The 23,073-nt window shown below is 54.7% G+C and carries 25 protein-coding genes; 15 read left to right on the plus strand and 10 right to left on the minus strand.

Features of this window, described 5'->3' with window-relative positions; genetic code table 11:
- Positions 1–9 precede the first annotated feature (9 nt).
- The gene (uxaC, locus tag ACEPLT_RS19475; RefSeq protein ID WP_232927464.1) at positions 10–1,422 is read right to left on the minus strand and encodes a glucuronate isomerase; all 1,413 of its coding nucleotides are present in this window, start codon (positions 1,420–1,422) and stop codon (positions 10–12) included.
- Between the two features lie 474 nt (positions 1,423–1,896).
- On the opposite strand from uxaC, the gene ACEPLT_RS19480 reads away from it, so the two are divergent.
- The 11 genes from ACEPLT_RS19480 to ACEPLT_RS19530 all read left to right on the plus strand — a co-directional run bounded on the left by ACEPLT_RS19480 (position 1,897) and on the right by ACEPLT_RS19530 (position 9,259).
- The gene (locus ACEPLT_RS19480) at positions 1,897–3,195 is read left to right on the plus strand and encodes an MFS transporter (protein WP_008503146.1); all 1,299 of its coding nucleotides are present in this window, start codon (positions 1,897–1,899) and stop codon (positions 3,193–3,195) included.
- Between the two features lie 180 nt (positions 3,196–3,375).
- A complete protein-coding gene (exuR, locus tag ACEPLT_RS19485) occupies positions 3,376–4,152 on the plus strand; it encodes a transcriptional regulator ExuR (RefSeq protein ID WP_008503145.1) in 777 nt (258 codons plus the stop codon).
- A 344-nt stretch (positions 4,153–4,496) separates the two neighbouring features.
- Positions 4,497–5,159 (plus strand): DedA family general envelope maintenance protein YqjA, encoded by a 663-nt coding sequence (yqjA, locus tag ACEPLT_RS19490; RefSeq protein WP_008503144.1) that lies wholly within the window; start codon positions 4,497–4,499, stop codon positions 5,157–5,159.
- Between the two features lie 2 nt (positions 5,160–5,161).
- Positions 5,162–5,545, plus strand: a complete 384-nt coding sequence (gene mzrA / locus ACEPLT_RS19495; RefSeq protein ID WP_232927465.1) for an EnvZ/OmpR regulon moderator MzrA — start codon at positions 5,162–5,164, stop codon at positions 5,543–5,545.
- A 143-nt stretch (positions 5,546–5,688) separates the two neighbouring features.
- Positions 5,689–6,057: a DUF1090 domain-containing protein gene (locus tag ACEPLT_RS19500; RefSeq protein WP_008503142.1), complete on the plus strand. Its 369-nt coding sequence runs from the start codon at positions 5,689–5,691 to the stop codon at positions 6,055–6,057.
- A 29-nt stretch (positions 6,058–6,086) separates the two neighbouring features.
- On the plus strand, positions 6,087–6,392 hold the full coding sequence (locus ACEPLT_RS19505; RefSeq protein ID WP_008503141.1) for a DUF883 family protein: 306 nt from the start codon (positions 6,087–6,089) through the stop codon (positions 6,390–6,392).
- A 1-nt stretch (position 6,393) separates the two neighbouring features.
- Entirely contained in the window at positions 6,394–6,792 is a 399-nt protein-coding gene (locus tag ACEPLT_RS19510) for a phage holin family protein (protein ID WP_014885329.1), read from the plus strand.
- Positions 6,789–7,085 (plus strand): YqjK-like family protein, encoded by a 297-nt coding sequence (locus tag ACEPLT_RS19515; RefSeq protein WP_008503139.1) that lies wholly within the window; start codon positions 6,789–6,791, stop codon positions 7,083–7,085. Before ACEPLT_RS19510 ends, ACEPLT_RS19515 begins: the two co-directional genes overlap by 4 nt.
- Before the next feature lie 251 nt (positions 7,086–7,336).
- A complete protein-coding gene (locus ACEPLT_RS19520) occupies positions 7,337–7,729 on the plus strand; it encodes a DoxX family protein (RefSeq protein ID WP_008503138.1) in 393 nt (130 codons plus the stop codon).
- 71 nt (positions 7,730–7,800) lie between these two features.
- Positions 7,801–8,787 (plus strand): glutathione S-transferase family protein, encoded by a 987-nt coding sequence (locus tag ACEPLT_RS19525; protein ID WP_023326148.1) that lies wholly within the window; start codon positions 7,801–7,803, stop codon positions 8,785–8,787.
- Between the two features lie 106 nt (positions 8,788–8,893).
- Complete coding sequence (locus ACEPLT_RS19530; protein WP_008503136.1) at positions 8,894–9,259, plus strand: DUF805 domain-containing protein; 366 nt, start codon at positions 8,894–8,896, stop codon at positions 9,257–9,259.
- 41 nt (positions 9,260–9,300) lie between these two features.
- Here ACEPLT_RS19530 and yhaJ read toward each other — a convergent pair whose 3' ends face one another.
- On the minus strand, positions 9,301–10,203 hold the full coding sequence (gene yhaJ / locus ACEPLT_RS19535; protein WP_008503135.1) for a DNA-binding transcriptional regulator YhaJ: 903 nt from the start codon (positions 10,201–10,203) through the stop codon (positions 9,301–9,303).
- Positions 10,204–10,307: 104 nt separating this feature from the next.
- On the opposite strand from yhaJ, the gene ACEPLT_RS19540 reads away from it, so the two are divergent.
- A complete protein-coding gene (locus ACEPLT_RS19540; RefSeq protein WP_008503134.1) occupies positions 10,308–11,009 on the plus strand; it encodes a pirin family protein in 702 nt (233 codons plus the stop codon).
- Between the two features lie 61 nt (positions 11,010–11,070).
- Here the strand turns inward: ACEPLT_RS19540 and ACEPLT_RS19545 are convergent, their stop codons facing one another.
- The gene (locus ACEPLT_RS19545; protein ID WP_232927467.1) at positions 11,071–12,372 is read right to left on the minus strand and encodes an L-cysteine desulfidase family protein; all 1,302 of its coding nucleotides are present in this window, start codon (positions 12,370–12,372) and stop codon (positions 11,071–11,073) included.
- A 20-nt stretch (positions 12,373–12,392) separates the two neighbouring features.
- Complete coding sequence (locus ACEPLT_RS19550; protein ID WP_063622503.1) at positions 12,393–13,724, minus strand: amino acid permease; 1,332 nt, start codon at positions 13,722–13,724, stop codon at positions 12,393–12,395.
- A 348-nt stretch (positions 13,725–14,072) separates the two neighbouring features.
- On the opposite strand from ACEPLT_RS19550, the gene ACEPLT_RS19555 reads away from it, so the two are divergent.
- The 3 genes from ACEPLT_RS19555 to ACEPLT_RS19565 are packed head-to-tail and all read left to right on the plus strand — an operon-like array spanning position 14,073 to position 15,349.
- Complete coding sequence (locus ACEPLT_RS19555; protein ID WP_111967435.1) at positions 14,073–14,522, plus strand: STM2901 family protein; 450 nt, start codon at positions 14,073–14,075, stop codon at positions 14,520–14,522.
- Between the two features lie 2 nt (positions 14,523–14,524).
- Positions 14,525–14,842, plus strand: coding sequence for a DUF1493 family protein (locus tag ACEPLT_RS19560; RefSeq protein ID WP_223540595.1), 318 nt, complete (start codon positions 14,525–14,527; stop codon positions 14,840–14,842).
- Positions 14,843–14,863: 21 nt separating this feature from the next.
- Positions 14,864–15,349 carry an Hcp family type VI secretion system effector gene (locus ACEPLT_RS19565; protein ID WP_232927468.1) on the plus strand — a complete coding sequence of 162 codons (486 nt, stop codon included), beginning with the start codon at positions 14,864–14,866 and terminating at the stop codon, positions 15,347–15,349.
- A 75-nt stretch (positions 15,350–15,424) separates the two neighbouring features.
- Here the strand turns inward: ACEPLT_RS19565 and ACEPLT_RS19570 are convergent, their stop codons facing one another.
- The 6 genes from ACEPLT_RS19570 to tdcA all read right to left on the minus strand — a co-directional run bounded on the left by ACEPLT_RS19570 (position 15,425) and on the right by tdcA (position 22,885).
- On the minus strand, positions 15,425–15,835 hold the full coding sequence (locus ACEPLT_RS19570; protein WP_045371418.1) for a Spy/CpxP family protein refolding chaperone: 411 nt from the start codon (positions 15,833–15,835) through the stop codon (positions 15,425–15,427).
- Between the two features lie 149 nt (positions 15,836–15,984).
- Entirely contained in the window at positions 15,985–18,279 is a 2,295-nt protein-coding gene (gene pflB / locus ACEPLT_RS19575) for a formate C-acetyltransferase (RefSeq protein ID WP_232927469.1), read from the minus strand.
- Between the two features lie 15 nt (positions 18,280–18,294).
- Positions 18,295–19,503 (minus strand): propionate kinase, encoded by a 1,209-nt coding sequence (gene tdcD / locus ACEPLT_RS19580; protein WP_063616165.1) that lies wholly within the window; start codon positions 19,501–19,503, stop codon positions 18,295–18,297.
- Positions 19,504–19,533: 30 nt separating this feature from the next.
- Positions 19,534–20,865, minus strand: a complete 1,332-nt coding sequence (gene tdcC / locus ACEPLT_RS19585; RefSeq protein ID WP_008501506.1) for a threonine/serine transporter TdcC — start codon at positions 20,863–20,865, stop codon at positions 19,534–19,536.
- 9 nt (positions 20,866–20,874) lie between these two features.
- Positions 20,875–21,864: a bifunctional threonine ammonia-lyase/L-serine ammonia-lyase TdcB gene (gene tdcB / locus ACEPLT_RS19590; protein WP_023326154.1), complete on the minus strand. Its 990-nt coding sequence runs from the start codon at positions 21,862–21,864 to the stop codon at positions 20,875–20,877.
- Positions 21,865–21,964: 100 nt separating this feature from the next.
- Positions 21,965–22,885 carry a transcriptional regulator TdcA gene (gene tdcA, locus ACEPLT_RS19595; RefSeq protein ID WP_008501504.1) on the minus strand — a complete coding sequence of 307 codons (921 nt, stop codon included), beginning with the start codon at positions 22,883–22,885 and terminating at the stop codon, positions 21,965–21,967.
- Positions 22,886–23,073: the final 188 nt, after the last annotated feature.

Consider the following 23,073-nt stretch of genomic DNA (forward strand, 5'->3'; position numbering starts at 1 on the left):
CAAACGGCCCTAGTTCAGTTCAATGGCGAAGTAGTCACGCGCATTGTTAAAGCAGATGTTTTTCACCATGTCGCCCAGCAGATGGATATCCGCCGGCGCTTCGCCTGCGTGCACCCAGCGGCCAATCATCTGGCACAGAATGCGGCGGAAGTATTCATGACGGGTATAGGACAGGAAGCTGCGGCTGTCGGTCAGCATGCCGACAAAGCGGCTCAGCAGGCCAAGCTGCGCCAGCTGCGTCATCTGACGCTCCATGCCGTCTTTCTGATCGTTGAACCACCAGCCGGAGCCGAACTGCATCTTGCCCGGCATCCCTTCGCCCTGGAAGTTGCCGATCATCGTGCCCAGCACTTCGTTATCGCGCGGGTTCAGGCAGTAGAGAATGGTTTTCGGCAGCAGGTTTTGTTCGTTCTGTTTGCTCAGCAGTTTTGACAGCTCTTCCGCCAGCGGACGGTCGTTGATGGAGTCAAAGCCCACGTCCGCACCCAGCAGTTTAAACTGGCGCTGGTTGTTATTGCGCAGCGCACCGATGTGGTACTGCTGTACCCAGCCGCGACGCGCGTATTCGGCACCGAGGAACACCAGTACCGCCGTTTTGAACTGCGCCACTTCGTGCTCGCTAAGCGATTCACCGGAGAGGCGACGCGCCAGAATACCGTCCAGCTCGGCCTCGTTTGATTCCGCAAACAGCACCACGTCCAGCGCGTGGTCAGAGACTTTACAGCCGTGCGCCGCGAAGTGATCCAGACGTTTGGTCAGCGCGGTTTGCAGATCGGCGAAACGACGGATGTCGGTATCGGACACTTCCGCCAGCTTCGCCATGTAGTCGTTGAACGTGGCCTGCTCAATGTTGAAGGCTTTGTCCGGGCGCCAGCTTGGCAGCACTTTGATATCAAAAGAGGTGTCTTTGGCGACAACGGCATGATGCTCCAGGGAGTCAATCGGATCGTCGGTGGTGCCCACCATCTTCACGTTCATCTGCTTCATGATGCAGCGTGCGGAGAAGTTATCCTGCGCCAGGAGCGCATTGCACTGGTCCCAGATTTCATCGGCGGTCGTTGGAGAGAGCAGTTTGCCGGTGATGCCAAACGGGCGACGCAGCTCAAGGTGCGTCCAGTGATAGAGCGGGTTACCGATGGTGTGCGGGACGGTCGCCGCCCAGGCGTCAAACTTCTCGCGATCGGTCGCATCGCCGGTGCACAGGCGCTCAGCCACGCCGTTGGTGCGCATCGCACGCCATTTGTAATGGTCACCCTTCAGCCAGATGTCATACAGGTTTTTGAAACGGTAATTTTCGGCAACCTGCTGCGGCGGCAAATGGCAGTGGTAGTCGAAAATCGGCTGATCTTTTGCATAGTCGTGGTACAGGCGGCGAGCAAATTCGGTATCTAACAGAAAATCGTCGGTCATAAACGGCGTCATTATCGTCTTCCTCATTACGGGAGCGTCAGAAAGCGTATGTTCACATGCTGCAAAGTTATCACACCAATTTCCACCATCCGACGTTTTTTTCGTGAGTGAGATCAATAAACGCAGACAAATACATTACCCAAATTGGGGTAAATCCTTCTACAAGCCGCGCCAGTACTGGCTTGAAGCGACACGAATAATGTCCCCACAAAGAATCATACATTTGTGATGTCACTCACCTTTTAAAGCTGTATGACAAGTTATCTTTTCGCCGTCGCAAACTATAAGCCGACGGAATGCATTCTTGGTGTCAGTTACACCAGATTTAACGGTACGGAAACCGACTTATGCAGATGACTTTTGGCAAGGTTCGGGCCGTTCCGGGACATTTCCCGGTTACGCCCCTCCCGTTACTGAACGGCTCCCGGCAACGGTCGAGCGGTTACCGTGTCCCGGCACGGCAATACTATAACGATGAGGTTTTACATGCGTAAAATTAAAGGGTTACGTTGGTATATGATCGCACTGGTGACGTTAGGTACCGTGCTGGGCTACCTGACGCGTAACACCGTCGCAGCCGCAGCGCCGACGTTAATGGAAGAGCTGCATATCTCCACGCAGCAATACTCCTACATCATTGCTGCCTATTCCGCGGCGTACACCATCATGCAGCCTGTTGCAGGCTACGTGCTGGATATCCTCGGTACCAAAATCGGCTATGCCTTCTTCGCCATCGCCTGGGCGGTGTTCTGCGGAGCCACCGCGCTGGCGGGCAGCTGGGGCGGCCTGGCGCTGGCGCGCGGTGCGGTCGGTGCGGCAGAAGCCGCGATGATCCCGGCGGGACTGAAGGCCAGTTCCGAGTGGTTCCCGGCAAAAGAGCGCTCTATTGCTGTCGGCTACTTCAACGTGGGTTCGTCCATCGGGGCGATGATTGCGCCGCCGCTGGTGGTGTGGGCTATCGTGATGCACAGCTGGCAGATGGCTTTCATCATTTCCGGCGTGCTGAGCTTCGCCTGGGCAATCGCGTGGCTGGTTTTCTATAAGCACCCGCGCGATCAGAAAAAACTCTCCGAAGAAGAACGCGAGTACATCATTGGTGGTCAGGAAGCGCAGCATCAGACCAACAACGGCAAAAAAATGACCGTCTGGCAGATCCTGGGCACCCGTCAGTTCTGGGGTATCGCCCTGCCGCGTTTCCTGGCGGAACCGGCCTGGGGGACCTTCAACGCGTGGATCCCACTGTTCATGTTTAAAGTCTACGGCTTTAACCTGAAAGAGATCGCGATGTTCGCCTGGATGCCGATGCTGTTCGCTGACCTGGGCTGTATCGTGGGCGGCTACCTGCCACCGCTGTTCCAGCGCTGGTTTGGCGTGAACCTGATCGTTTCCCGTAAGATGGTGGTCACCATGGGCGCACTGCTGATGATTGGCCCGGGCATGATCGGCCTGTTCACCAGCCCGTACGTGGCCATCGCCCTGCTGTGCATCGGTGGTTTTGCGCACCAGTCCCTGTCCGGCGCGCTGATTACGCTCTCGTCTGACGTCTTCGGTCGCAACGAAGTGGCCACCGCCAACGGCCTGACCGGGATGGCCGCCTGGACCGCGAGTACGATGTTCGCGCTGGTCGTCGGCGCGCTGGCGGATACCATCGGCTTCAGCCCGCTGTTTGCGGTACTGGCGGTCTTCGACCTGCTGGGCGCGGTGGTGATCTGGACGGTGCTGAAAAGCAAATCGGCAGAGGAGCTGGCAAAAGAGTCCCTCGGGAAACCGGCCACGCAGAGTTAGCATTGCTGTGCCGGGTGGCGCTACGCTTACCCGGCCTACAAAACCCGTAGGCCCGTGCAAGCGAAGCGCCGCCGGGCATTTAAAGGCCACTCAGTAGTGGCTTTTTTAATGGCAAAATCTGGAGAGTGGCACGCAAAAGTGGTATAACAAATCATCTGCCGTACCCTGCCTGGAGCGCATATGGAAATCACCGAACCACGTCGTTTATATCAACAACTTGCTGCGGAGCTGAAAGATCGCATCGAGCAGGGTGTCTATCTTGTCGGTGATAAACTGCCCGCCGAGCGCTTTATCGCGGATGAAAAAAGCGTCAGCCGCACCGTGGTGCGCGAAGCGATCATCATGCTGGAAGTCGAAGGCTACGTTGAGGTACGCAAAGGCTCCGGCATTCACGTCATTTCCAATCTGCCGAAACACTCTCCCGTCGCGGACGAAAGTCTGGAATTCGCCAGCTACGGTCCGTTTGAGCTGCTCCAGGCTCGCCAGCTGATTGAAAGCAACATTGCTGAATTTGCGGCCACGCAGGTGACCAAGCAGGACATCATGAAGTTGATGGAAATCCAGGAGAATGCCCGCAAGGAAAAATGTTTCCGCGATTCTGAGTGGGATCTGCAGTTCCACGTCCAGGTCGCCCTGGCAACCCAGAATACGGCACTGGCGGCAATCGTTGAGAAAATGTGGACTCAGCGCGTTCACAACCCGTACTGGAAAAAACTGCACGACCATATCGATTCCCGTACCGTCGACAACTGGTGTGACGATCACGATCAAATCCTTAAAGCGCTGATTCGTAAAGATCCGCACGCCGCTAAGCTGGCGATGTGGCAGCACCTGGAAAACACCAAGCAGATGCTGTTCAATGAAACCAGCGACGACTTCGAATTTAACGCTGACCGCTATCTTTTCGCCGATAATCCCGTTGTTCATCTCGATACGGTCCCCAGTGCCGCAAAATAGATGACCTTCCCGCTGGCAGGCGCTTCGCTGCGCCTTCCGGCGAACGTGGGTAAGCAAAACATATATAGTGTCAGCCTTTGTAAATCCTCTCGCTCACTTTCTGGGCTTACGCCAAAATCAACTCACGCCTGCAAATTCTGTGACGCAGAACGTTGGGCTTTGTTACAATTGGATTCACTTCGTTATTTTGTAAGTTAGTGCTTGCTAACAAGCCAATTAACAGGGAACAGTGTTGGCCACACCGCAATGTGTCCGCGAGCGACCATAATGAAATCACAACCATGTCGCCGTGCTGTTTGTCCCGGATAACAGGCATGACGTTAACCGATTTCCAGGAACACTGAATGGAACTTTTGACCCAACTACTGCATGCCCTCTGGGCGCAGGATTTTGAAACGCTGGCCAACCCTTCCATGATTGGCATGCTCTATTTCGTCTTGTTTATGATCCTGTTCCTTGAGAACGGCTTGCTGCCTGCTGCTTTCCTGCCCGGTGACAGTTTACTGGTGCTTGTCGGCGTGCTGTGCGCCAAAGGGGCGATGGCATTCCCGCAAACTATTTTGTTACTGACCGTCGCCGCGAGTCTCGGCTGCTGGGTCAGCTACATCCAGGGAAGATGGCTGGGCAATACCCGGATCGTCCAGAACTGGCTCTCGCACCTGCCTGCACATTATCACCAGCGGGCGCACCACCTTTTCCATAAGCACGGGCTTTCTGCGCTGCTGATTGGCCGCTTTATCGCCTTTGTACGCACCCTGTTGCCGACCATTGCCGGTCTGTCGGGGCTGAGCAGCGCGCGCTTCCAGTTCTTTAACTGGATGAGCGGCCTGCTGTGGGTACTGATTCTGACGACGCTCGGCTATGCGTTGGGGAAAACGCCAGTCTTTATGAAATATGAAGACCAGCTGATGTCCTGCCTGATGCTGCTGCCTGTGGTGCTGCTGGTCTTCGGTCTGATCGGCTCGCTGGTCGTCCTGTGGAAAAAGAAATACGGAGCCAGAGGCTAACGATGGCTATCTCACCGCTCGCCCTGCGCCGTTTTGCCTATGCCGTGATGACACTGGTGGTGCTCAGCGCCATGCTGCTGGCATGGAGCGCGCTTTCGCACCAGGAATCCACGCTGGCCATTCGCCCGGTGAACCAGGGTGCCAGCGTGCCTGACGGTTTTTCTGTCTGGCACCATCTGGACGCGAACGGGATCCGCTTTAAAAGCATCACCCCGCAGGACGATGTTTTACTGATCAAGTTTGATTCCCGAGCGCAAAGTGCCGCCGCAAAAGTGGTTCTCGACCGTACGCTGCCGCACGGGTATATCATCGCTCAGCAGGAAGATGACAGCCAGCCTGCTGCCTGGCTGTCGCTGATTCGCGATACGTCGCATCGGTTTGGATAATTACCAGGATTCCGAATCTTTTCACTCACTTTGGTGAATCCCCCGTTTACTTACTATGCTTAAGTACGCGGAGCACCCCTCGAATGTACTCCGCATAACTTTGGATAGCGGCTTACGCCGCAACACAATGGAAGGTTTCGATAATGAAATTCCGCATGACTCTGGCTCTGGCCCTTTTTTCTTTAAGCACAGCATCCTTCGCAAATTCTCTCTGTCAGGAGAAAGAACAGGATATTCAGCGTGAGATCGGTTATGCCGAAAAGCATAACAATCAGCACCGTGTTGATGGTCTTAAAAAAGCGCTGAGCGAAGTGAAAGCGAACTGTTCAGACAGCAAGCTGCGTGCCGACCACCAGAAGAAAATCGCTGAACAGAAGGACGAGATAGCCGAGCGCCGTCGCGACCTGCAGGAAGCGAAAGAGAAAGGGGATGCGGAAAAAATTGCTAAGCGCGAGAAGAAGTTGAAAGAAGCGCAGGACGACCTGAAAGCGCTGGAAGCTCGCGATTATTGAGTTAACGGAAATCTCAACAGGAGAGAATCATGTCAAAAGATACGACGTCTGAACATCTGCGCGCTGAACTGAAATCCCTGGCCGATACCCTGGAAGAGGTGCTGAACTCCTCTGCTGACAAGTCAAAAGAAGAGGTCAGCAAGCTGCGCAGCAAGGCGGAGCAGGCGCTGAAAGAGAGCCGCTATCGCCTGGGTGAAACCGGCGATGCGCTGGCAAAACAGACCCGCGAAGCGGCCGCGCGTGCGGACGAATACGTGCGTGATAATCCATGGACGGGTGTCGGGATTGGTGCCGCAGTCGGTGTGGTACTGGGTGTCCTGCTGACGCGTCGTTGATATGGAAGATCCTCGTCACGCACAAGGGCCTGCTAACAACGTCCTCGGCATCGGCCAGCGTATTTTGACGACGCTGGTCGGGATTGCCGAAACGCGCGTCCGGCTGGCAGTGGTCGAACTGGAGGAGGAGAAAGCGAACCTCTTCCAGATGCTGCTGATGCTTGGACTGACCATGCTCTTCGCCGCGTTTGGTCTGATGAGCCTGATGGTGTTAATCATCTGGGCCATTGACCCGCAGTATCGTCTTAACGCCATGATTGCCACGACCGTCGTTCTGCTGGTCGCGGCGCTGATTGGCGGCATATGGACGCTGCGTAAAGCGCGTAAGTCCACGTTCCTGCGCCATACGCGTCAGGAGTTGGCTAACGATCGCGCCCTGCTGGAGGATGACAAGCCGTGAGCGGTAAAGCCGAACGTCAAAAGCGAAAAGCGTACCTGCTAAGCCAGATCCAGCAGCAACGGCTGGATCTGTCGGCCAGCCGTCGCGACTGGATTGACGCGACGCGACGGTTTGACCGGGGCTGGAACACCTTCCTGAGCCTGCGTTCATGGGCGCTGGTCGGCAGCAGCGTGATGGCTATCTGGACGGTTCGTCATCCAAATATGCTCATCCGCTGGGCGCGCCGTGGTTTTGGTGCCTGGAGCGCCTGGCGTCTGGTGAAAGCCACGATCCGTCAGCAGCAATTACGCTAGCCTTCTCGCCGGGTGGCGGCTACGCCTTACCCGGCCTACTTACACTCGTAGGCCGGGTAAGCGCAGCGCCACCCGGCAAAATCCTCCCCCTCCCTTACTCAATATCTTTGAAGAAGATTGACAGTTTTCCTTGCTAACAATCGCCCACCGTCACGTTTATGATGCTCTCCATCGACAGCAACGACGCGGTATCTACCCGGAATTGCAGACAAATAACGTTCAGCCGCTGATGTGGTTTCCTGGAGAGTAAAATGAAAAAATTAGAAGATGTTGGTGTACTGGTCGCGCGTATTCTGATGCCAATTCTGTTCATCGTGGCAGGTTGGGGCAAAATCACCGGTTATGCGGGTACCCAGCAGTATATGGAAGCCATGGGCGTTCCGGGGTTCCTGTTGCCACTGACCATTCTTCTTGAGTTCGGCGGCGGCCTGGCAGTGCTGTTCGGCTTCCTGACCCGCACCACCGCGCTGTTTACCGCAGGCTTCACCCTGCTGACCGCGTTCATCTTCCACAGCAACTTTGCGGAAGGCGTGAACTCACTGATGTTCATGAAAAACCTGACCATCGCGGGTGGCTTCCTGCTGCTGGCCGTCACTGGCCCGGGCGCATACAGCATCGACCGTCTTCTGAATAAGAAATGGTAAGCACGCTATACTGAATAAACACAAAGCGAGGAGACATCTCCTCGCTTTTGCTATCTGACGGAGGAGAAAAAATGGGACAACTCGTAGACGGCGTCTGGCAGGATGTCTGGTATGACACCAAATCCACCGGAGGTCGCTTTAAGCGCTCTGTTTCGGCCTTCCGTAACTGGCTGACCGCCGACGGCGCACCAGGCCCGAGCGGCGAAGGCGGCTTCGCGGCTGAGAAAGATCGTTATCATCTTTATGTTTCCCTCGCCTGCCCGTGGGCCCACCGCACGCTGATCGTGCGCAAGCTTAAAGGTCTCGAATCCTTCATTCCGGTTTCCGTGGTCAACCCGCTGATGCTGGAAAATGGCTGGACGTTTGACAGTGATTTCCCTGCGGCAACCGGCGACGATCTTTATCACCACGATTTCCTGTACCAGCTCTATCTGCGCGCCGATCCGCACTACACCGGGCGCGTGACCGTGCCGGTACTGTGGGACAAGAAAAACCAGACGATTGTCAGCAATGAGTCTGCGGAAATCATCCGCATGTTCAATACCGCGTTTGACGCGCACGGCGCCCGTGCCGGAGATTACTATCCGGTGGAGCTGCGCGAGAAAATTGATGAGCTGAACGGCTGGATTTACGACAACGTCAATAACGGTGTCTATAAGGCCGGTTTCGCCACCAGCCAGGAAGCGTATGACGAAGCGGTCGGAAAGGTGTTTGAATCGCTGGAACGCCTGGAACAGATCCTGGGCCAGCATCGCTACCTGACGGGCGATCGCCTGACGGAAGCGGACATTCGCCTGTGGACCACGCTGGTTCGCTTTGATCCGGTCTATGTCACCCACTTTAAGTGCGACAAGCACCGCATCAGCGACTACCTGAACCTGCATGGTTTCCTGCGCGACATCTACCAGATGCCGGGCATCGCGGAGACGGTCGACTTCGACCATATTCGCACCCACTATTTCCGCAGCCACAAGACCATCAACCCGACGGGTATTATCTCCATCGGGCCGTGGCAGGATCTGGATGAACCGCACGGGCGCGACGTCCGTTTTGGATAAATATTAAGGGCATCACCAGATGCCCTTTTTTAATTCACAATCTCCATCTATTCTTACCTCGATCGCTTAGAAAACAAGTGATTGACTGACTAATGAGGCAAGGAAAATGGACTGGTATTTAAAAGTACTGCGCAACTACATTGGATTTGGTGGCCGCGCCCGCCGCAAAGAGTACTGGATGTTCGTTCTGGTGAACTTCATCCTCATCATGGTGCTGGGTATTGTGGATAAAATTCTTGGCTGGGAGCGGGCTGGCGGTGAAGGCGTGCTGACCACCATTTATGGCCTGTTAGTCCTGCTGCCATCGTGGGCGGTATTGTTCCGTCGGCTGCACGACACCGATCGTTCGGCGTGGTGGTTATTGCTGCTGTTGATCCCGATCGTGGGCTGGATCGTGATTCTTATCTTCAACTGCCAGAGCGGCACCCCAGGTGAAAACCGCTTTGGTCCGGATCCTAAGATCGTCGCGTAAATTACTGCCCGGTGGCGCTTACGCTTACCGGGCCTACTCGTTTATTTATTGTGGTGGGCGAAGAGTTTGGGTATTTCGCGCAGGCACCATGATTTGGCTTCGCCCATGCTGTCGCGACGCCACGCCATAATGATATCCACTTCGCTGGTGTACTCCGGACTCACGACCCGCAGCCGCCCTTCCGCAATATCTTTCTCCACAAACGGGTACGGCATCGTCGCCACGCCCAGACCGGCCAGCAGCGCCTGCCGTTTGTCTTCCAGTGAGGTCACCGTCAGACGTGGCTGCTTATCCAGCAGCTGCACCGTCAGCACCGGACGCTCGCGCGCGGTATCCGCGACCGCCACGCCGCGATATTTCACGCGCGTCACTTCAGAGAGCGGCTCCGGCTCCTGGTGAATCGGATGGTTGGGGGCGGCAACGTAGACGTTCATGACGCTGTAGAGCTTGCGCGAGTTGATTTCCGATGAGGAACGGAAGTGCATGTCCGGCGCAATAACGATATCTGCCCTGCCCGTCTCCAGACGTTCCCACGCCCCTGCCAGCACCTCGGTGATGATCGACAGCTGCGTATTGGCCTTCGCCGCCAGGCGGTCCACCAGCGGAAACAGCGCTTCGGTCGGCACCAGCGCTTCGGTCACGAGCGTCAGATGGGTTTCCCAACCGCGCGCCAGCGCTTCGGCGTCGGTCGTCAGCTTATCCGCCGCTTCCAGCAGCACGCGGCCGCGCTCCAGCAGCATTCGGCCGACATTGGTGAATTTTGTTCGATGACCGGAGCGGTCAAAAAGCACCACGTCCAGCTCTTCCTCCAGCTTCTGCATGGTGTAGCTCAGCGCAGACGGAACGCGCCCCAGTTCATCGGCCGCCGCCGCAAAACTGCCGCGCCGGTCAATCGCGTCCATGACGCGAAGCGCCTCAAGCGTCAATGCTCTCTCTTTAGCCATCTCGTTCTCATTCAGGAAATTTGAACATACCAGGCAGAATATCTGGCTAACAATGAAGCGTCCATACCTTTACCATTGTTTTAGTGTAAAGAGAGGTCACGTTTATGATTACGACAAGAACAGCTAAACAGTGCGGACAAGCCGATTTCGGTTGGCTGCAGGCCCGCTACACCTTTTCCTTTGGACACTACTTTGACCCTAAACTCCTCGGTTACGCTTCACTGCGCGTGTTGAACCAGGAAGTGCTCGCCCCGGGCGCCTCCTTCCAGCCGCGTACGTACCCGAAAGTCGATATCCTGAACCTGATCCTGGAAGGCGAGGCAGAATACCGCGATAGCGAGGGCAATCATGTCCAGGCAAAGGCTGGCGAAGCGCTGTTAATTTCCACGCAGCCGGGCATCAGCTACAGCGAGCATAACCTCAGCAAAGACAAAACGCTGACGCGCATGCAGCTGTGGCTCGACGCCTGCCCTGAGCGGGAAAATCCGCTGGTACAGAAGTTAGATTTAACGGGCGATAAGCAACAGCTGATTGCATCCCCTGATGGCAGTAAAGAGAGCCTGCAGCTGCGTCAGCAGGTGTGGCTGCACCATATCGAGCTGAAGAAAGGTGAGCAGGCAAGCTTCCAGCTTCACGGCCCGCGCGCCTATCTGCAGTCGATTCACGGTACGGTGCATGCGGTGACGCACGCGGAAGAGAAAGAAGCGCTCACCTGCGGCGACGGCGCGTTTATTCGTGATGAAGCGAATATTACCCTGGTGGCGGATACGCCGCTGCGCGCGCTGTTGATTGATTTGCCGGTTTAAAGAACGCCCTCACCCTAACCCTCTCCCACAGGGAGAGGGAACCGATAGAGCCCTGAACTCGCTACACCTTACTCGCCATGATCTCAATAATCTGCCGGTCCGTGGCCTGCATCGAGCGGCACGCCAGCGCGCACAGGTTCGCGATCGACTGCTCCACATCGTGCGCGACAATCCCCTCGTTGCCCGTCACGCCCGACTCATCCAGCGCCATCATCACCGCTTTCCAGGCGCTACTGACGCTGGTGGAGACCTTCATGGCGCAGCTGTTTGACGCCCCGTCGCAGATCATCCCGCTGACGTCACCGATCATACTGCCGATCGCCATCGCGATGGTCTGGTAACAGCCACCCATCAGCCACGCCATTCCCGCCGCAGCGCCCATCGCCGCCGTTGTCGCCGCACACAGTGCGGACAGGCGTGGAAGCTGATAATGGATATAGATCGCCGACAGATGCGACAGCATCAGCGCCCGCGCCAGCCGTTCGTCACCGGCCTGAAGATGCTCAGCCACAACAACGACGGGCATGGTGGCGGTGATCCCCTGGTTACCAGAGCCCGAATTGCTCATCGCCGGCAGCGTCGCGCCGCCCATCCTGGCATCCGAGGCGGCACTGGTGCGAATAACAATGTCTGAACCCAGATCCTGCGCCAGCCATCCGCGCGAGCGCTGCTTATCAAGCGTTGCGCCAATATGCAGCCCCCACTTCCCACTGAGCCCCTCGCGAGAGAGCGCATCGTTCAGTTGTCCTGCTTCCAGGATGAAGCGGATGGCCTCAAACGGCACCTGCTCGACAAATTCCAGGATCTGCGACAGCGTAGCGTGCGACAGTACCGCCAGCGGATCGCCATCCGCCTCGGTCACGGGCTTATCCAGCGTAAAGCGCGTTTCCCCCTGGCAAACCACTTCCACCACCCGGGTATGCCCGCCTGCGATGGTCACCATCGCCGAGATATCCCCGGCATAAACGCAGGCGCGGGAATAGAGGATCTCATCACACGGCTCCTGCAGTTTTACCTGCACTTGCCCTGCCTCAAGCAGGGCTTTGGCGCGGACCAGTGCATCGGCGGTGGCATCTTTCAACACCTCCAGTCCGGCGTGCGCATTACCGCCAATCGCGCCCAGCGCTGCCGCAATCGGTAACCCGACCATGCCGGTACCCGGCACCGTCACGCCCAGTCCGTTTTTCATCAGGTTCGGCGAGACCCACGCCTCAATCCGTGTGACCTCCCCCGGCAAAAAGTCTGCGGCAATCGCACAGGCCAGTGCCAGAGAGACGGGTTCGGTACACCCAAGGGCAGGCTTCACTTCTTCCTGCACCGCGCGAATAAATTGATTCCATAAAGGATGAGTTTGCTCAGACATCGTTACGACCTTAATGACCCTCAGGAGAATGCGAGGAAAGGAGAAACACAAAGCAGCAGTCCGGTGATGATGATTATCACCAGCGATACGCCTTTATATTTATGCAGCGCCGGTACCTTGTAGACCAGCCATGCCGGGATCAGACAGCCCACCATGCCGAAGATGGGGCTGCAAATGGAGGTGAAGCTCAACACCGGCGCGTTCAGGACTATCGCGCTCCAGGCCAGCAGAATGGCGAACAGCATAATCCCGCGCTGGACGGCGTTTTCATTGATTCTTTCTGCCGGCATTTTGCGGCGCAGGATGTTCATGACGATACCCTGCGTAGCCTCGCGGAAGCCGAGGTAAACGCCGAAAAACGCAGTCATCACAGCGAAGATATTGAGGATCACGCTGACGATTTTGACCCAGCCCGCGCCGTCGCCGCTGATAAACTGCGCCGCAATCGCCAGGGCAGAGATATTCTGCTCGTAGGCTTTGACCGCCTCATCGTGCCCCATCGCCAGGGTGAAGGAGACGGCGTAGAAGAAGACCGTCACAAACAGGATACCAAAGGCAATGTTCATCGCCCGCAGTGCCTTATGACGCGCCACCTCCACCGATTTTTCACGTGAACGGTACGAGATCACCATCGGGCTCAGGGTCTGAATAAAGAGAATGGAGGTTAAGGTAAAGGGCAGCGTAATGATGGCATTTTTAATCAGCAGCCCCAGCGGCGGCAGCATGCCCACGTTGGCTAAATGCCAGAGGCCAATCATTGACAGCCCCAGCGCCGCAACGACAAACAGCTTGGTAAGCACCATCAGGCTGGACACTTTAAACAGCAGCTTTTCACCGCGTGACGAAATCGCGACCAGAATGCAAATCAGAAATAAACCGTAGAACGGATTTTCCGAGAGCAAACCGTCGGTCACGCCGAAGGTGTGCAAATACGAGGCGCTGTCGTTGGTAATGGCCGTGGAATAGACAAACATCCAGATCACCAGCATGACGAAATAGAGCGCACCTAATAAAATGCCCCAGTTTTTGCCCAAATACCCGCTAATCACGCTCGGGTAGTCTTTGCATTCCGGGGATTCCGCCAGCGTGTTAATAAACAACCGCTGGAATAAATACATGGCGGGATAACCAATAATGGAGGAGAGCAAAAATACCCACAGCCCCATTAATCCGACCTGCACGGGGAGAAAAACAATCCCCGCGCCGATAGCCATCCCAATACTCATGATGACCCAACCCGTGTCGGTGCTGTCGAATTTAATCGCCTCTCGCCACTCGCTTTCACTCATTCCCGCCCGCCTTGGCGCGGGGGAATCATTCACAATGACACTGCTGTTTGTTGCCGTATCCATGGGGCACTCGCTTATTATGTAGGGTAAACAGTTGTTTTTATAGGGTTCCGATCGCCAGCGATTGCGATTCAGATGGCAGCAGGTGCTTGTTATTGGTGTGAGAAAATCTTAACCGGAGCGAGGGAGAAAAAAGTCACAACTTTTATGAGAGTTTTCCGCATTAAGAGTAAGAAATTCTATTAAACCATAAAAAACAGATAACATTTTCCAAAAGTGATGCAGTTCAAAAAATCATATCATCATTAAAACGAGAATATTTCAGAATTTATAAAGATGAAAGCCCTACTCTCAGCCTTTTCTTTTTTATAGGATGATATTTCAACAAACCACCGGATGATTACGGTTACTATGGACAGCGTTGAAGAACTCAATGGAACATACTTTTATAAAGGAGTATGTAACATCTCAGCATCTGAGTTATTTTTTTGGATTTTTCTGGATGCCACCGATGAACAGTTCGGCGGATTAAAGGATGTCGTAATGATGGCCACTATGGTTCTTGGTTTACCGATACTTGAAACCAGAACAAAGCCAGAAACGGCTACAATAGGCACATCTGTAGCATCTAAATACCTGCGAGATCTACTGAATGTACAGCTACCACACCGACTACCTACAATTACACTTGCAAGCTTCAGATACCGAAAACCAATGTATACAAAAAACTTAGGTGCATTCATCGGTAGATGGATACCGGCATTAGGAATAACCATACTTACTGCAGATGTTGCAATGATAAGTTACAAAACGCTCTCACGCTATAATACAATTGCTCATCCTAAAGATCGGATTTGGTGAATATGACTAGTGAAACGGATGTTTTGAAATTCTTCAGAGATATTTTACCAGAACAAGGAACATTTACTGGCAAGCGAATCCCACTTGAGATGGATGATGTTCTACAGGATTACACCGATCTGGATGATGTTGTATATGCCATTGAGAGATTTGAAAAAGTGTACCTTATCGACGTTAACACTGAAAATTATTTCCCCTGGACTCAAACCTGGTTTTTCAGGAAATGGTTTACTAAAGAACCGGTTAAGCAAATATCAAAGCCATTGACGGTAAGAATGTTTGCCGAAGCGGTTAAAGCAGGTAAATGGATACACGATTGATATTTAGAAGGAGTATTTATAATGGCCATACCTGTTCACATTTGGTTCTATGACGATGGTGGCTCACTCATTAAAGGTTCATGTGATGTTCAGGATCGTGAAGGGAGTGTTGAAATTAGAGGTTTAACCCATAATGTGAGTATTCCAACCGATCCACTCTCCGGAAGATTAACCGGGACGAGGAAACACGCTCCTTTTCTTTTCGAGAAGGAAATTGATAGCTCATCTCCCTATCTTTATAAGGCGGTAGCGACAGGACAAAACCTTAAGAAAGTTGAGATTAGATATTACCGAATTAATGATGCAGGTCTGGAGGTAGAATATTTTAAAACTGAGCTGGACAGTGTGAAAGTTGTCTCTATCTCCCCAATTGTTAACGATACTCGTCACTGTCCTGGTACTGGCCACCTTGAATCTATTCAATTGCGCTACGAAAAAGCGACCTGGACCTATTGCGACGGGAACATTCAATTCTCAGATGCATGGAATGAACGGGCATCAGCATGAAAGTCAGGATCATTCCTCACAGAATCTATTTAAAGCGATTCTGTGAGGTCTCATTTCTAATGAATGATTTCAGGATTACTCAGCCAGCGCGTTAGCCATATCCGTTCTAATCTGTTTGCGCTGTTCCGGCGTTAACACCTGGCTGACGTCGAAGTAATATTTCACGCGGTAATAGCGGGTCTGCTCTTCAATTTTGCTGAATGCACTAAGCTGGCTTTTCACCGTGCTTTCGTCCCATTTACCCGCCTGGAACATGTCGATCAGCGCACCGTCCTTCACGCCCGTCATTGGGATCTTGCTGACATTTTGTTCCAGCTGCTTATGCAGATCTTCAATCTTCTTAACCTGCTCATTGCTGAGCTTCAGGTGCTGAACCAGCGGGTCCTGCGATGGAGACGGAGCAGCCTCAACGTTAGCGGCCTGCGCCGTAAAACTGCACACGGCCAGCGCGGCGGCTGCCAACGCAATACGGGTCATTTTCATCATCTTACTGTCCTTACATTCTGTTATAGGAAAAAGCAGGAGCATTGTTTTTCAAGAGCGGATGAATATGTGTGAGTAATTATATAAACAATTTTGTATGTTTAGCGGGCAAAAAAATGCCCCCTGCGTTGAGGGGGCATGAGAACTCACATTTAGATAGATTGGGTAAACGTTCGCGAAATCACATCCTGCTGCTGCTCGCGCGTCAGGGCATTAAACCGCACCGCATAGCCCGAGACGCGGATGGTCAGGTTCGGGTAGTTCTCGGGATGCGCAATGGCATCGAGGAGCATCTCCCGGTTCATCACGTTAACGTTCAGGTGCTGCCCGCCCTCAATAGACGCTTCGTGATGGAAGTACCCGTCCAGCAGCCCTACCAGGTTGGTTTTGCGCACCAGCTCGTCCTTACCCAGCGCCTGCGGCACGATGGAGAAGGTGTAAGAGATCCCGTCTTTAGCATAGGTGAACGGCAGCTTGGCGACCGACGTTAACGAGGCCACCGCCCCTTTTCTGTCGCGGCCGTGCATTGGGTTCGCGCCTGGGGCAAACGGCGTGCCGCCGCGGCGTCCGTCAGGCGTGTTCCCGGTTTTCTGCCCGTAAACCACGTTGGAGGTGATGGTCAGGATCGACTGGGTCGGTACCGCGTTGCGGTAGGTTGGCAGCGCCTGAATTTTCTTCATAAAGCGCTCCACCAGATCGCAGGCGATGCTGTCCACGCGATCGTCGTTGTTGCCGTACTGCGGATAGTCCCCTTCTATTACGAAATCGACCGCCAGACCGGTATGGTCGCGCACCGGCTTCACCGTGGCGTATTTAATGGCGGACAGGGAGTCCGCCGCTACCGACAACCCGGCAATGCCGCAGGCCATGGTACGGTAGACATCCCGATCGTGAAGCGCCATTAACGAGGCTTCGTAGCTGTACTTATCATGCATGTAGTGAATGAGATTCAGCGCGCTGATGTACTGCACCGCCAGCCAGTCCATAAAGTGATCGAGGCTCGCCATCACGGTGTCGTAATCCAGCACGTCGTCCAGCAGCGGCTCGGTTTTCGGGCCGACCTGGATCTTCAGCTTCTCGTCCACCCCACCGTTGATCGCATACAGCAGCGTTTTGGCGAGGTTGGCGCGCGCGCCAAAGAACTGCATCTGCTTACCGATCACCATCGGGCTGACGCAGCAGGCAATCGCGTAGTCGTCGCTGTTGAAGTCGGCACGCATCAGGTCGTCGTTTTCATACTGAAGCGACGAAGTGACAATCGACACCTGCGCGGCATATTTCTTGAACGCGATCGGCAGCTGTTCTGACCAGAGGATCGTCAGGTTCGGCTCCGGCGCGGGTCCCATGGTGTGCAGCGTGTGCAGATAGCGGAAGCTGTTTTTGGTCACCAGCGTGCGGCCGTCCAGCCCCATGCCGCCGATCACTTCCGTGGCCCAGATCGGATCGCCGGAGAAGAGCGTGTCGAATTCCGGCGTGCGCAGGAAACGCACCATGCGGATCTTCATAATGAAGTGGTCGATCAGCTCCTGCGCCTGCACCTCATTCAGGCGTCCCGCCTGCATGTCGCGTTCGATGTAGATATCGAGGAACGAGGCCGTGCGCCCCAGCGACATGGCTCCGCCGTTCTGGGATTTCACCGCTGCCAGGTAGGCAAAATAGAGCCACTGCACCGCTTCCTGGGCGTTCATCGCCGGGCGTGAGATATCAAAGCCATAGTTCGCCGCCATCTGCTGGATCTGCAGCAGCGCGCGCTTGTGCTCCGCCAGCTCTTCACGCAGGCGGATCGTCGCCTCCAGATCTTCGCCGCGCTCCAGCCTGCCCTGCAGATCGGCGAACTGAAGTTCACGCTCGCGTACCAGATAGCGGATGCCGTAGAGCGCCACGCGGCGGTAATCGCCGATGATGCGCCCGCGCCCGTAGCCGTCCGGCAAACCGGTCAGCACGCCGGATTTACGGCAGCGCATCATCTCCGGTGAATAGACGTCAAACACCCCCTGGTTGTGGGTTTTGCGCAGCTCGGTAAAGAGATATTCAAACTGCGGATCCATCTCCCGCCCGTAGGCCTCAAACGAGCTGCGGATCATGTTGATCCCGCCGTACGGATGCAGGGCGCGCTTGAGCGGCTTGTCGGTTTGCAGGCCGACGATCGTCTCCAGATCCTGATCGATGTAGCCCGGCCCGTGAGCCGTAATGGTGGTGGCAATGTTGGTGTCAAAATCCACCGGGGCGTGGGTGGCATTCTCCTGACGAATACCGACCATCACCTTCTGCCACAGCGCCGTCGTTGCTGGCGTCGCCTGCGCGAGGAAAGCTTCATCGCCGTCGTAAGGGGTGTAGTTATGCTGAATAAAATCGCGCACGTTGACGGCGTTTTTCCATTCTTCACCGCGAAACCCGGCCCATGCGTCGCTGTAGGGGGCGACGCCCGTTTCGATTGTTACTTTCATCAGATTCTCGCTTTATCAGGCGTAAGCCGCAGCCGGGGTAACCTTCCCAAGACGGAGGGCGTCCAGCGCGATCATTTTTTCTTCGTTGGTAGGGATCACCGCGCAGATCACGCGGGAGGTATCAGTGGAGATGACGCGCTCACCCGCGCTACCCGGCAGGGCATTTTTGGCGTCGTCGAGGCGGATGCCGAACACGTTCAGATGTTCCGCCACCAGCGCGCGGACAAGCGTTGAGTTTTCGCCGATGCCGCCGGTAAATACGACCCCATCGAGGCGGTGCAGCGACGCCGCGTGCCCGGCGATATGTCGCGCTATACGGTGAACGAAGGTCTGGATAGCCAGCTGCGCCCGCTCATTACCGGCGTGCCAGGCTTTCTCCAGCGCGCGTAAATCGGAGGAGATGCCGGAGATCCCCAGCAACCCGGACTCTTTGTTGACCACGCGCTCCAGATCCTCAAACGACTGGCCGGTCTGCTGGGCAATCCACGCCATCGCGCCAAAATCCACGTCGCCGCAGCGCGTGCCCATCATCAGTCCTTCCAGGGGGGTCATCCCCATCGAGGTATCCACGCTTTGGCCGTTGCGCACCGCGCAGATGGACGCTCCGTTGCCGAGGTGGGCAACCACCAGGCCGCTGTCATCGGGGGACAGCCCGAGGAGCGAATGCGCCTGCGCGGCTACGTAGCGGTGAGAGGTGCCGTGGAAGCCGTAGCGGCGCACGCCCAGCGCTTCAAAATAGCGGTACGGCAAACCGTACAGGTACGCCTGCGGCGGCAGCGTCTGGTGGAAGCTGGTATCAAATACCGCGACCTGCTGCACGCCCGGAAACAGGCGCTCTGCGGCTTCCACGCCGCTCAGGTTGGCGTAGTTATGCAGCGGCGCCAGCGGGGAGACCTGGCGGATCTGCTCAATCACCTCTTCCGTAATCAGGGTCGACTCGCTGAAGAGGTCACCGCCGTGCGCAATGCGGTGGCCAATTAAGGCCACGCTGCTCATCAGGTCACGCTTCTCCAGCTCCAGGGCGATGGCAGCCAGCGCCCCTTCGTAGTCCTGGTGAGCCAGTGTGGCTGGCTCACCCCCGTTCACGGAAATAAAGGCTTTATCCGTGTTGATGCCGTCTGCAATGCCCGTCATCAGGGCGTCGCAGCTGCTGGCATCGAGCACCGAAAACTTAACAGAGGACGAACCGCAGTTAATTACCAGTACAACCGGAAACTCAATCATCATGTGACTCCGCTCTTCCTGAGCAATGGTTTAGAACAGTTTGTAAACGATATTCAGAATGGTCAGCAGGCCCACAACCGTGACGAAGATGTTCTCGGGTTTGCCCTTATATTTCGCCATGGCCGGTGCTTTGCGGATGGCGTACATCGGCAGCAGGCACAGCAGAGAGGCGATGATTGGCGCGCCCATGGCTTCGATAAGGTCGAGAATGTTCGGGTTGGCGTACGCGACAACCCAGGTGGAGCCCATGATGAACACCATGCTGATGGTGTTCAGTTTGCCGACAGAGACCTTCTTCTTATCGCCTTTGTAGCCGAACTTGAGGATCAGGCCATTCAGCCCTTCCAGCGTGCCCAGGTAATGACCGAAGAAAGATTTGAAGATAGCGACCAGGGCAATAATGGAAGCGCCATATTCCAGTACCGTCGCGAACGTCGATTTAGTGCCGGACATGGAGGCAAAGTGGTTCGCCAGGTAAGAGAGCACCGGAATGTTCTGCGCTTTGGCGTCCGCCATGTTCTGCGGAGAGAGCGTAAACAGGCAGCTAAAGGCGAAGAACATCACCACGGCGACCATCAGCATGCTGGCGCGACCGATGATTTTGGAACATTTCTGCTCGGTGAATTCTTTACCGAACTCCGGCTCGTACTCTTCGCGCTTGGAGACCACAAACGAGGAGACGATAGGCGAGAAGTTGAAGGAGAAGACCATGATGGAGATCCCCAGCCACACCGTGACCAGAATGCCGTCATGGCCGGTGAAGGCGATATCGCTCAGGTTGACCTGGTCGATCACCGCGGAGTTCCAGTAAGGGATCAGCGACAGGGAAATCAGCACCAGACTGGCAATAAACGGGAACACCAGGAAGCTCATCACCTTCACCATCAGGTCTTTACCAAACCAGATAACAAAAGCCATCAGCAGCAGCAGGAACAGCGCCACCACGCCGCGGTTTAGCGCAGGCAGCTGGAGCTGGTTTTCCCAGAAGGTCATGAAGGTGTTAGTAATAGTGACGCCGTAAATCCACAGCAGCGGGCAAATGGCAAAGAAGTAGAGGAACGTGATCACCACCCCACCGGTTTTACCGAAATGCTCTTCCACCGTTTCGGTGATGTTGCCGGAGACGTTGCTGCCGGACAGGCAGAGGCGCGCCAGCGCGCGGTGGCAGTAAAACGCTATCGGGAACGCGAGAACCAGCATCAGCAGGATAGGGATTAAGCCCCCAAAGCCTGCGCGAATGGGGAAGAACAGCACGCCTGCGCCAATGGCGGTACCAAACAGGCCAAGCGTCCAGGTGGTATCAGACTTACGCCAGGAGGACGTTTTTGTCTGGCCAACGATAATGCTTTCTGTGTTGCTCATAGGTCACCTTTATGCGTCAACGAAGCCGGTAATTTGGGAAACACGGGAGAGATCGATATTGCCGCCGGAAATAATGCAGACGGTTTTGCGGCCCTGAATATAGTGGTCAAGCTTGCCGCTTAATAACGCGGCACAGGCCAGCGCGCCGGCGCCTTCCGTCACCACTTTATTTCGCTGAATAAGGGCAATCATGCTGTTGCGAATATCGTCTTCGCTCACCAGCACAATGTCATCGACCAGTTCACGAACGATTTCGAAGGTTAATTTACCCGGACGAGAGACGTCGCAGCCGTCGGCTAACGTGCCGGTAACGCGATGGTTGGTTATTTCTCCTGCCTGCCAGGAAGCTGCCATTCCGTGTACGTTTTCAGACTGTACGCCGATAATATTAATGGTCGGGTTGATGGATTTAATCGCCGTTGCAATCCCGGCAATTAATCCGCCGCCGCCGATAGGGACAATGACGTTATCCACGTCGTATAAATCTTCGAGAATTTCGAGGCCGATGGTGCCCTGCCCGGCGATCACTTTGGCGTCATCGTAAGGCGGAATAAAAATGCGCCCTTCCATCTCGACGATTTCGCTCACTTTAGCGATGGTGTCGTTGAAGTTCTCACCGTGGAGCACCACTTCCGCCGAGTAGTCGCGGGTTGCGGCCACTTTAGATTTTGGTGCGCCCATCGGCATCACCACTTTACCGTCGATGCCGAGCATGGCGCAGGAGAGCGACACTCCCTGCGCGTGGTTTCCCGCAGAGCAGGCGACCACGCCTTTGCGCTTTTCAGCATCGGTCAGCGAGCTTAATTTATTAAACGCGCCGCGAATTTTGAACGAACCGGTACGCTGCATGTTCTCAAACTTAAGGAATATTTCGCCCTTACACCGTTCGCTGAGATAATTCGAGCGCGGCATACCGGTTTTATATATCTTGCCTGCCAGTCGTTTTCTGGCGTCCTGAATATCTTCAATGGTTACCGGGAGATCGTAGGTAATATGCATAATATCCTCGTTATAATAATTCATTCTTTTCAGGCAAAGTCAGGGTATCAGAGCGTTAATACGTTAAGCTCTGGGTATTTTTAAAATTAAAACTTATTACTCATCGTCGTCTTTCGATATTCATCGACGAATATTGTTTAGCCAGCTCAACTAATACTGACGCCGATTTTTTAATCCTGTAATTTTTAGACCACACGGCAGCATAACGCGCCACGGGTAATTCGTCTTCCACGGGCAGCACAATAAATTGATCCGAACCGAATGGGGCAATCATGTCGCGGGGAATCACCGTCAGATAATCGGCATTCAGGACAAGGTTATAAATGGTGACGACGGAATCGGTCTGGACGATGTTTTCGATGCTGATGTGGTTGTCTTGCAGAGTGGTCAGAAGTTCTTTGTAGTAGCCCATATCGGTTTGCGGCATCACCCACTGCTCGTGCGTAAGCGATGCCAGTGTCGTCGGGCCGGTGCACGTTCGCGTTTTGCTGGCGACCAGCACAAACTCAGACTCAAACAGCGGTTCGACGTGCAGATCCTGCAGCAGCATTTCATCGCTCAGCGTGCCGATAGCGAAATCCAGACGACCATCGCGAATGGCCGGGAGGAAAGAGGAGAGCTGAGCTTCATACATTGAGACGCGCGCTTTCGGGAACACTTCCTTGAATTTTTTGATCATCTCAGACAGGAAGGTAAAACCAATCAGCGACGGATAGCCAAAGGAGACATCCATAACGGTGCTAAAACTGAGACTGTTGATTTCGCTCACCATGTTTTTCATTTCACGGGTGATCGACTCGGAGTACGAGAGCAGAACCTGGCCTGCAGCCGTCAGTTTTACGCCCGTATTTTTACGTACCATCACTTCCACACCGAAGTAAGATTCGATATCGCTGATGATTTTGCTGACGGCGGGTTGCGTCAGGCCCAGTTGTCTTGCAGCAGAACCTATGGAGCCACTTTTAATGACTTCCTGAAATACCACGAGGTGCTGTGTTTTCGGTAGAATAATAGTGTTCATAATATTCTGCGCTTATTTCCCTATGACGGGGTGAATTCTACTCAATAATGTTTAAAGGGGTATGTGCTGTTACTCACAATTTGCTTTGAGCACCCCTTAACTCACGCTTCAAAAACCCACCAAAAACTTTATAAATCAATACATTGAAGGCAATTAAATACGCTACGACGCTGATATTGATCAACAAA

The organism is Enterobacter sp. fkY84-1, from assembly GCF_052974705.1.

Excerpts from the sequence above, each read along its gene's own strand:
- ACEPLT_RS19520 (WP_008503138.1), top strand. The coding sequence starts at position 7,337 with ATGAAAAAATTAGAAGATGTTGGTGTACTGGTCGCGCGTATTCTGATG.
- ACEPLT_RS19560 (WP_223540595.1), top strand. The coding sequence starts at position 14,525 with ATGACTAGTGAAACGGATGTTTTGAAATTCTTCAGAGATATTTTACCA.
- ACEPLT_RS19500 (WP_008503142.1), top strand. The coding sequence starts at position 5,689 with ATGAAATTCCGCATGACTCTGGCTCTGGCCCTTTTTTCTTTAAGCACA.
- tdcC (WP_008501506.1), bottom strand. The coding sequence starts at position 20,865 with ATGAGCAACACAGAAAGCATTATCGTTGGCCAGACAAAAACGTCCTCC.
- pflB (WP_232927469.1), bottom strand. The coding sequence starts at position 18,279 with ATGAAAGTAACAATCGAAACGGGCGTCGCCCCCTACAGCGACGCATGG.
- tdcD (WP_063616165.1), bottom strand. The coding sequence starts at position 19,503 with ATGATTGAGTTTCCGGTTGTACTGGTAATTAACTGCGGTTCGTCCTCT.
- ACEPLT_RS19565 (WP_232927468.1), top strand. The coding sequence starts at position 14,864 with ATGGCCATACCTGTTCACATTTGGTTCTATGACGATGGTGGCTCACTC.
- tdcB (WP_023326154.1), bottom strand. The coding sequence starts at position 21,864 with ATGCATATTACCTACGATCTCCCGGTAACCATTGAAGATATTCAGGAC.
- ACEPLT_RS19550 (WP_063622503.1), bottom strand. The coding sequence starts at position 13,724 with ATGGATACGGCAACAAACAGCAGTGTCATTGTGAATGATTCCCCCGCG.
- uxaC (WP_232927464.1), bottom strand. The coding sequence starts at position 1,422 with ATGACGCCGTTTATGACCGACGATTTTCTGTTAGATACCGAATTTGCT.
- yhaJ (WP_008503135.1), bottom strand. The coding sequence starts at position 10,203 with ATGGCTAAAGAGAGAGCATTGACGCTTGAGGCGCTTCGCGTCATGGAC.
- ACEPLT_RS19525 (WP_023326148.1), top strand. The coding sequence starts at position 7,801 with ATGGGACAACTCGTAGACGGCGTCTGGCAGGATGTCTGGTATGACACC.
- ACEPLT_RS19480 (WP_008503146.1), top strand. The coding sequence starts at position 1,897 with ATGCGTAAAATTAAAGGGTTACGTTGGTATATGATCGCACTGGTGACG.
- yqjA (WP_008503144.1), top strand. The coding sequence starts at position 4,497 with ATGGAACTTTTGACCCAACTACTGCATGCCCTCTGGGCGCAGGATTTT.
- ACEPLT_RS19570 (WP_045371418.1), bottom strand. The coding sequence starts at position 15,835 with ATGATGAAAATGACCCGTATTGCGTTGGCAGCCGCCGCGCTGGCCGTG.
- mzrA (WP_232927465.1), top strand. The coding sequence starts at position 5,162 with ATGGCTATCTCACCGCTCGCCCTGCGCCGTTTTGCCTATGCCGTGATG.
- ACEPLT_RS19540 (WP_008503134.1), top strand. The coding sequence starts at position 10,308 with ATGATTACGACAAGAACAGCTAAACAGTGCGGACAAGCCGATTTCGGT.
- ACEPLT_RS19530 (WP_008503136.1), top strand. The coding sequence starts at position 8,894 with ATGGACTGGTATTTAAAAGTACTGCGCAACTACATTGGATTTGGTGGC.
- exuR (WP_008503145.1), top strand. The coding sequence starts at position 3,376 with ATGGAAATCACCGAACCACGTCGTTTATATCAACAACTTGCTGCGGAG.
- ACEPLT_RS19545 (WP_232927467.1), bottom strand. The coding sequence starts at position 12,372 with ATGTCTGAGCAAACTCATCCTTTATGGAATCAATTTATTCGCGCGGTG.
- ACEPLT_RS19510 (WP_014885329.1), top strand. The coding sequence starts at position 6,394 with ATGGAAGATCCTCGTCACGCACAAGGGCCTGCTAACAACGTCCTCGGC.
- ACEPLT_RS19555 (WP_111967435.1), top strand. The coding sequence starts at position 14,073 with ATGGACAGCGTTGAAGAACTCAATGGAACATACTTTTATAAAGGAGTA.
- tdcA (WP_008501504.1), bottom strand. The coding sequence starts at position 22,885 with ATGAACACTATTATTCTACCGAAAACACAGCACCTCGTGGTATTTCAG.
- ACEPLT_RS19505 (WP_008503141.1), top strand. The coding sequence starts at position 6,087 with ATGTCAAAAGATACGACGTCTGAACATCTGCGCGCTGAACTGAAATCC.